This window comes from Candidatus Accumulibacter contiguus (genome assembly GCF_012940005.1).
Lineage (GTDB): Bacteria > Pseudomonadota > Gammaproteobacteria > Burkholderiales > Rhodocyclaceae > Accumulibacter > Accumulibacter contiguus.
In genome coordinates this window covers 47,537-55,158 of sequence record NZ_SPMX01000041.1, presented here as the reverse complement: position 1 = coordinate 55,158, position 7,622 = coordinate 47,537, and the positions used below count along the sequence as shown (strand labels likewise).

The window sequence follows — 7,622 nt, the reverse complement described above, 5'->3', positions numbered from 1 at the left end:
ATCAAAGGGATTGAGACTAAGAAGCTAAGAACTCTTAGCTTCTATTTGTACGTCAGTAACCAGCCCTGAAATCAAAGGGATTGAGACCCGGCTGTCGCTGGGCTTTCGTTCTCCAGTTACGCGTCAGTAACCAGCCCTGAAATCAAAGGGATTGAGACTTCGCACCAGAACTCCAGTTCGTTGTCGCCAACGAGCGCCATGAGGGTCAGATCCCTTTTCTTCTTCTTTCAACATATAGATGTGAAATAGGAGACGAAAAGTACCATGACTAGCTTGCTTGAGAAAGCCTTTGAGATTGCCTCAAAGCTCCCGACTTTGGAGCAAAACATTCTTGCCCGGATGATTCTTGACGAGATCAAATCGGAAAAGAGGTGGGATGAGCTTTTTTTCTGAGTCGGAAGACATCTTGGCTCAGTTGGCCGCCGAAGCTTTGCGGGAAGAAGATCAAGGCAAGACAACAGAACTAGATCCGAACAAGCTGTGATATCAAGAGCCACTCCAAAGTTTTTGAAATGCTTTCGAGTGTTGCCACGAGACATTCAAGCTAAAGCCAAGGAAGCCTATACATTATTTCGTGACGATCCGTGGTATCCAAGTTTGAATTTCAAGAGGGTCCATTCGAGTCTCCCCGTTTACTCCGTGCGAATCACCAAAGATTACAGAGCAGTCGGTATTCTGGGCGGTGAAAAAATTGTGTGGTTCTGGGCAGGAAGTCATGCGCAGTATGACGGCTTACTGAAGCAGATGAAGAATGAACATTCGGCGCACTCAGGGGAAAGCTCGGGGGACCACACTCACCGGCCCCTTGGAACGTGCGCCTGGGCCACTCTTATTCATAGTGCGTCCACATCCTGAGCACGCGAACGACGCGTTCTTTGACGAAAACCTCATGGATCAGGCGATGCTGGATATTGATGCGCCGAGAATAGGCACCCGCAAGATCACCAACCAGCTTCTCGTAGGACGGCGGATTCTGGAATGGATCGTTGGCAAGTACTGCAAGCAGCTCTTGGGCTTTTGATTTCAGGCCTGCCGCGGCCAGCTTCTTCGCATCTTTCTCTGCATGCCTGGAAAAAACGACCTGCCAACTCACCAGTCGAGCCTCGTGGCGCTTTCGCCAAGAGGCTCGGCCATGCCTTCTTTGATGGACTCGCGCATGCCGGGTACGGAGAGCAGATACAGCGTTTCCTGGACGGCCTGCCAATCCTCCGCCGAGAGGAGAACTGCACTGCTGCGCTTGCCAGCGATGTGGATCGGCTGATGGGACTCTGCGGCCTGATCAATGAGGCGGTACAGATTGGCTCGGGCTTCGCTCGCGGTGAGTGTGATCATGGTTGATCTCCAATGAGAACGCCATGGTACGTATTTACGTACGCTACGTCAATCCGTGCGAACGGGCTCGGACAGGCCGACCATCTGCTGACGCCGCATCCCTTGTATGGTGAATTGGGAAGGACCGAAGCGGACCGGCGGACGGCGTATCGGGAGTGGTTCGACCGGGAACTGAACGCCAAGACGGTCGACGACATCCGCCTGGCGCTGGATCAGGGCCAGCCTCTGGGGGATTCCCGGTTTCTCGACAGCATCGAGAAGGCGACCGGACAGCGGCGCGAAGCCCGACCGCGTGGCCGGCCGAAAAAGCCGGCAGTGGTCGTACCAGAGGCGAGAGAGCAGGAGCCGTTGTAGCTTGATTGAAATCTGCAGATCAAGCTTGCCCCTTTGTTGCTTTCTTGTGTTGCGCCCTCGTCAGGAGGCTTCGAACTCTTCGCGAAGCACTTACCGTGAAAGTCGCGTCAGCGACTCACGAATCTCCCCTCTCCACTCGCGGGAGAGGGGTCGGGGGAGAGGGAAACGGTCAGGGCTTTCATCATCCGGGGTGTCTCACAAAGCCATGACCGTTAGGCCGATCATCGGCTGTTTGCCCTGGCATCTCCGCGACTGCGGCACGCAGTGCCGCATAGGGCTCCACTTCGCCTCTACTATCTGCCCCGCTGGCAAGCTTGCCAGACCGGACAACCGCGCCGGGCCGTCTTATCGTGGCGCCATGAGCGATGCGGCACGAACCCTGTACCTGGTCTGTTACGACATCTGCGAGCCGAAGCGGCTGCAGCGGGTACACCGGTATCTGATCGGCTACAAGGTCGGCGGCCAGAAGTCGTTCTTCGAGTGCTGGCTGACCGCCGCCGAGTTGTGCGAGGTGCGAGACACGCTGGCCGGGATGCTCGACCTGAGCCACGACCGCGCGCACATTTTCCAGCTCGATCCGCGCATGCCGCGCGATCTGCTGGGGCGGGCGACGGCACCGGTGACCGATGTTTTTCTGATTGTCTGATGGCCAGGAGAAGGCGATGACCAGCTTGTATGTGGACCGGCGCGGGGTGACGCTCAAGGCCGATGGCGAGGCGCTGGTGTTCTACGAGAATGGCGAGCGCATCGGCACGGTGCCGCTGGCGCCGCTGGCGCGGGTGTTCCTGCGCGGCGACGTGACGCTGTCTTCATCGCTGCTCGGCAAGCTCGGCGAGCGCGGCATCGGCGTGGTGGTGCTCTCGGGCCGCAAGGCGGAGCCGACGATGCTGCTCGGTCGTCCGCACAACGACGCCGCACGCCGCGTCGCGCAGTACCGGCTGTCGCTCGATGCGGATTTCTGCCTGCGCTTTTCTCGCGCCATCGTCGAAGCCAAGCTGCGCTCGCAGGCAGCATTCCTCGCCGCGCGCCGCGACAGCGAAGCCGGCTCGCGCTACCTGCTGACGCTGACCCTGCAGCGACTGGCGACCAGCATCGCGGCGGTCGATCAGCAGCCGTCGATGGCTTCGCTGCGCGGCCTCGAAGGCGCCGGCGCGGCCGCTTACTTCGAGGGTTTCGCCGAGCTGCTGCCGGCTCGCCTGCACTTCAATGGTCGCAACCGCCGGCCACCGCGCGATCCGGCGAACGCGCTGCTCTCGCTCGGCTACACACTGCTGCACGCCGAGGCGGTGCTGGCGCTGTACGGCGCCGGGCTCGATCCCTTCATCGGCTTCTACCACGCGCTCGACTTCGGGCGCGAGTCGCTGGCTTGCGACCTCGTCGAGCCGCTGCGCGTCGAGGTCGACCAGCACGCGCTGATGCTGTTTCGCTCGGAGAAGCTGCGTCCGGAGGATTTTTCCAGTACCGAGAGCGGCTGCCTGCTCGGCAAGGCCGGCCGCGCGCGCTTCTACGCCGAGTGGGAGGCGCTGGCGGCACGCCTGCGCAAGCTGCTCGCCGAGAGCATCTCCGACGTGGCGAACGCGATTTCGGCGGCGGGTGCGGTGGGTGCGCCGTGCCCGGCCGGCAGCGTTGCCCCGGCCACCGACGCGAGGTGGACGGCGATGACTTCTGAACAGGCTTTCGTCATCGGTTACGACATCAGCAATCCGCGCCGCCTGCTGCGCGTCCATCACGAGATGTGCAGGCATGCCTCACCGCTCGAATACAGCATTTTCCTGCTGGTCGGCAGCGACGCCGCCAAGGATCGCTGCCTGCAGGAGATCGACGCGCTGATCAAGCCGCAGGACGACGACGTACGCTGCTATGCGCTGCCGGCGCGTGGTTTTCAGGGCCGCATCGGACGCGCCAGCCTGCCCGCGGGAATCCTCTGGACCGGCTTGCCGGCGGCGATCGCTTGACACCGGCAATGCCGGTTTACGTGCTGGCTACGTGCTGGCGCAAGTATTCTTCGGCTTGAGCACACTGAAATTGCTGCAGGTGCAGGTCATCAATTTGTCCAGTGTCGTTTTCAGTCATTGCGGAGGTACTGCGCCGGCGCCAGAGCGATGGGGAACAGCGGCTTGCCGAGCAGCACGCGGGCGCTGGCTTCGGGGACCGAAATACAGTCGCCGTATTGCACAGGCTCGCGGTCTCTGGCCCTGACCTGCACTTGCGAGACCACGCCGACCAGTCGGCCTTCGCTATCCAGCAGCGGCCCGCCCGAGGAGCCGGGACGGCAATAGTTATTCGACACCAGCACGCTCTCGCGACCGCGGTCTACGCGCATGCGGAACTGCCCTTCCGACCAGATGATGCTGCTCGACCCGCCGGGATGTCCCATCGTGTGCACAGTGTCCCCTGGTCGCAGCGAGTCCGAACTGCCCCAGGTGAGGCTGTCGTTGCCGGCGCCGGGAGCGAACAGCAGACATGCGTCTTCGCCGTCCAGGCGTGCGTATTTTTCCACTTTCGTCGCTTGCTGCGAACGGTCTGTTGCTGTTTCGCCAGCTTGCGATCGTATGCAGCGCGCTGATCGGCATTGCGCAGCGTTTCGTAGGCCACAACGCAGCAGCGAAAGCTCGTCCGCCTGACCCTGCAAGGCCAGCTCCCGAGCCCGGAAAATGGCGTCGATCTCTTCGCTGCCGGCATCCGGCGCCACGCCGAGAACGGTGTACAGCGTATTGGCGGTCGTCATGCGCGAAATGGATCGGTGACCTGGGAGCAAGCCGAGCCTATCACAGAAAGAAATGCGGCCGCTTCGCGCGGCCGGGCTTCACCCCCCCATCGCCCACCCCCTGCGGGGGGCGGGCAGAAAGCGGCCGGGCGAAGACGATCAGGTGAATACCTTCTCGTTGATCGACGCTGGCGTGCCTTCAAGCTGTGGCGTCTGGCTCGTGTTCTTCGCCTTGACGGCCGGCGTAACGATCGAATCGAGCCTGCCGCGGGTGACGTTGGGGTAGGTCGCGCGCAGTGCCTTGCAGAAGCAGTAGGTGAAGAAGCCCCGAATCCCTCCATCGATCGGTCCCTCGCCGGATAGCTGATTGTCACGGCAACCGGCCCACAGTACGTGGTTGAGACCAGGCACGACTACCGCGTCCCGCGCGGCGGCCCCCCGACCCATGAGGCGCCTGAGGTCGGCCCTGGGATTGGCGTCCCGGAAGAAGCTCTGTTCGAGCGGCGGATCGACGTAGCGTACCGTGAAGTTTGCCAGTTCCCGGGTCGCCGTGCCGGAGTGGCAGGAATCCAGGATCACATCGAGATTGGCGCCCGCCGCAAGACCGGTAATCGCCTGCCGCAGTACGTCGTCGGTGATCATGCCAGCGCTCGCGAAGTCATGTGGGCAGATGGTCTCGTCCATGTGGTCCACCGACTCTTCCGAACTGGGATCGGGAATCTGGGAGCCATGCCCGGAGTAATAGAACACCAGCACATCTTTCGCCTTTGCGCCCGTGATCAGCCATTTCAGCCCGCTGAGGATATTGGCCCGCGTCGCATTCGCATTGGTCAGGATGCGCATGCTCGCCGGTACCGCCGGAACGATTCCGAGCACATGCAGGGTATTTGCCATGTCTCGCGCATCGGCTACACACCCCCTCAGGTCGGGGCCTCCGGCTCCGACCGGTGCATAGTCGTTAATTCCCACGATCAGTGCTTTCTTTGCCATTTCTGACTCCTTTCTCATCAACGTCAGTTGCCGGAAACGCCTGTCCTTTCCTCGGCTGCATAGCTCCAGATTGACCGGCACTTGCATGAGTCGAGGCAGGCAATTCATTTAATTCAATATAGACGGCCGCCCGAGAAAAGCGAGAAGTTTTTCGATTGACCGCGTTTGCCGTGCTCAGTGATACTCTCTGGCGTAGCACTGCATTTCCTATCTTTCGTGTGCAAGTCATGCCTGCAGCGTCCCTGCTCCTGGCTTGCACGCTGCGGGGACGACGATGATGATCTGGATGAATCACCTGGGACGATGGCTGTCCTGTCTTGTTTGGTCCTGTCTTGTTTTCGCTGCCGGCGCGGAGGCTGCGGAGGTGCGCTACTTCGAGCTGCCGCGCGGAGCACGGCCACACGACGTGGCGCCCGACCCGAAACCAGGCGGCCCGGTCTGGTACACGGCGCAAGGGCAAGGCGCGCTTGGCAGGGTCGACCCGACGAACGGCAAGGTCGAACAGATCGGACTGGGGGAAGGCTCGTCCCCGCACGGGGTGATCGTTGGTCCTGACGGTGCGCCCTGGGTCACTGACAGCGGACTGAATGCCATCGTGCGCGTCGACCCGGCGACTCGGGAAATCAGGCGCTGGCCGTTGCCAGGCTCGGCCTACGCCAACCTCAACACCGCGACTTTCGACCAATCCGGCCGCCTGTGGTTCACTGGCCAGTCGGGGTACTACGGCCGGCTGGACCCGACGACAGGAAAGGTGGACCTGTGGAAGTCGCCACGCGGCAGTGGGCCCTACGGCATCACGACCACGCCATCAGGCGAGGTCTACTATGCCTCGCTCGCCGGCAACCATATCGCACGCATCGACCTCGCGAGTGGTGAGGCGAAGCCCATCGACCCGCCGACGCCGAACCAGGGAGCGCGGCGCGTATGGAGCGATGCGAGCGGACGTATCTGGGTCAGCGAATGGAACAGCGGCAAGGTCAGCGCGTACGACCCTGCCAGCAAGTCCTGGAAAGCCTGGAAGCTACCTGGCGCCTCAGCACGTGCCTATTCGGTGTGGGTGGACGAGCGCGACAAGGTCTGGCTGACCGACTTCACGGCCAATGCCATCGTGCGTTTCGATCCCCAGAGCGAAACTTTCGAGAGTTTCCCGAGCAGCGCACGCGGCGCAAACGTACGCCAGATGTCAGGCCGCGCCGGCGAGGCCTGGGGAGCCGAATCGGGCGCAGACCGGCTGGTGGTCGTCCGGTATTGATCGCACTCTGTGAAACGATCCACCGTCTCGCGCGTGGGATTGCTCGAAGCCTGCAGCGTGCTTCTGGCGACAGCGACGTTCACCGGATTTCTCGGACGACTGTGGTGGATTTTTGAACTGAGCGCCCATTTCCGTGTTCAACTGGCGGTCGCTCTGTTCACTCTGGCCGGGCTCTGGGCATGGCAAGGGCGCTGGCGGACAACGGCCATTTGCACTGCCTGTGCGACCATCAACGGAGTGTTGCTGCTGTGGCTGCTCTGCCCCACCGGAGAGGTAGCGGCGGCCGGCGCGCGCTTGCAGCTCGTCAGCATCAATGTTCACACCGCCAACCAGCGCAGCGACCTGCTGCTGGACTTCCTGCGCCACGCCGATGCGGACGTGGTCCTGCTGATGGAAGTGGATGATCGCTGGATGGACAGGCTTGCGCCACTGGCCGGCGAGTATCCGCATCGCATTGCGAACGCACGCGATGACAATTTCGGCATCGCACTCTTCAGCCGCACAGCTCTGACCAGGGCAAGCATCGTCGAGCTTGGTCACGCCGGCGTTCCCTCGATCACTGCGACGGTCCGATTCGACGGCCGTGACATCCTGCTGCTCGGTACCCATCCGCTACCGCCTGTCACTTCGCAATACGCCGAGCTGCGGAATGATCAACTCCGGGAAATCGCGGCCTTTGTCCGCAGGCAAACCTCGCCGGTCATCGTCATCGGGGATCTCAACACGACTCCGTGGAGTCCGTTCTTTGCTGATTTGCTTGCTGATGGTCGCCTCAGGAACACCTCCGAGGGACGTGGCCTTTTCGCTTCGTGGCCCGACTGGATGCCGCTGGCGCGAATTCCTCTCGATCACTGCCTGGTGACGGAGCCAATCCGCGTGGTGGACAAGCGACTGGGACCGGAAGTCGGCAGCGATCACCTGCCTGTCATCGTGTGGATTCAGATCAATGCAGAGCAATGGGACCGTCATTGACCCTGCGAACCACTT

10 protein-coding genes are annotated in these 7,622 nt (G+C 61.8%); 6 read left to right on the top strand and 4 right to left on the bottom strand.

What is annotated here, in order from left to right:
• Positions 1-480 precede the first annotated feature (480 nt).
• Positions 481-855: a type II toxin-antitoxin system RelE family toxin gene (locus tag E4Q08_RS26405; protein ID WP_443984454.1), complete on the top strand. Its 375-nt coding sequence runs from the start codon at positions 481-483 to the stop codon at positions 853-855.
• Here E4Q08_RS26405 and E4Q08_RS14705 read toward each other — a convergent pair.
• Both E4Q08_RS14705 and E4Q08_RS14700 read right to left on the bottom strand, forming a co-directional pair.
• On the bottom strand, positions 830-1,093 hold the full coding sequence (locus tag E4Q08_RS14705) for a Txe/YoeB family addiction module toxin (RefSeq protein WP_169070939.1): 264 nt from the start codon (positions 1,091-1,093) through the stop codon (positions 830-832). The two genes, E4Q08_RS26405 and E4Q08_RS14705, sit on opposite strands and share 26 nt — an antisense overlap.
• Complete coding sequence (locus E4Q08_RS14700; protein ID WP_034949359.1) at positions 1,090-1,332, bottom strand: type II toxin-antitoxin system Phd/YefM family antitoxin; 243 nt, start codon at positions 1,330-1,332, stop codon at positions 1,090-1,092. Before E4Q08_RS14700 ends, E4Q08_RS14705 begins: the two co-directional genes overlap by 4 nt.
• A 12-nt stretch (positions 1,333-1,344) precedes the next feature.
• Here E4Q08_RS14700 and E4Q08_RS14695 point away from each other — a divergent pair, with 12 nt between their 5' ends.
• The 3 genes from E4Q08_RS14695 to cas1 all read left to right on the top strand — a co-directional run bounded on the left by E4Q08_RS14695 (position 1,345) and on the right by cas1 (position 3,641).
• Positions 1,345-1,686: a hypothetical protein gene (locus tag E4Q08_RS14695; protein ID WP_169070938.1), complete on the top strand. Its 342-nt coding sequence runs from the start codon at positions 1,345-1,347 to the stop codon at positions 1,684-1,686.
• A 358-nt stretch (positions 1,687-2,044) separates the two neighbouring features.
• Positions 2,045-2,332, top strand: a complete 288-nt coding sequence (locus E4Q08_RS14690; RefSeq protein ID WP_034912485.1) for a CRISPR-associated endonuclease Cas2 — start codon at positions 2,045-2,047, stop codon at positions 2,330-2,332.
• 16 nt (positions 2,333-2,348) lie between these two features.
• Complete coding sequence (cas1, locus tag E4Q08_RS14685) at positions 2,349-3,641, top strand: CRISPR-associated endonuclease Cas1 (RefSeq protein WP_248594930.1); 1,293 nt, start codon at positions 2,349-2,351, stop codon at positions 3,639-3,641.
• 110 nt (positions 3,642-3,751) lie between these two features.
• Here cas1 and E4Q08_RS14675 read toward each other — a convergent pair whose 3' ends face one another.
• Together E4Q08_RS14675 and E4Q08_RS14670 are read right to left on the bottom strand one after the other, a co-directional pair.
• Positions 3,752-4,414: a S1 family peptidase gene (locus E4Q08_RS14675; protein WP_169070937.1), complete on the bottom strand. Its 663-nt coding sequence runs from the start codon at positions 4,412-4,414 to the stop codon at positions 3,752-3,754.
• A 138-nt stretch (positions 4,415-4,552) separates the two neighbouring features.
• On the bottom strand, positions 4,553-5,383 hold the full coding sequence (locus E4Q08_RS14670) for a caspase family protein (protein WP_034912997.1): 831 nt from the start codon (positions 5,381-5,383) through the stop codon (positions 4,553-4,555).
• Positions 5,384-5,669: 286 nt separating this feature from the next.
• Between E4Q08_RS14670 and E4Q08_RS14665 the strand changes: the two genes are divergently transcribed.
• Together E4Q08_RS14665 and E4Q08_RS14660 are read left to right on the top strand one after the other, a co-directional pair.
• A complete protein-coding gene (locus tag E4Q08_RS14665) occupies positions 5,670-6,635 on the top strand; it encodes a Vgb family protein (protein WP_443984455.1) in 966 nt (321 codons plus the stop codon).
• A 9-nt stretch (positions 6,636-6,644) separates the two neighbouring features.
• Positions 6,645-7,607: an endonuclease/exonuclease/phosphatase family protein gene (locus E4Q08_RS14660; RefSeq protein ID WP_169070936.1), complete on the top strand. Its 963-nt coding sequence runs from the start codon at positions 6,645-6,647 to the stop codon at positions 7,605-7,607.
• The last annotated feature ends 15 nt before the right edge of the window (positions 7,608-7,622 follow it).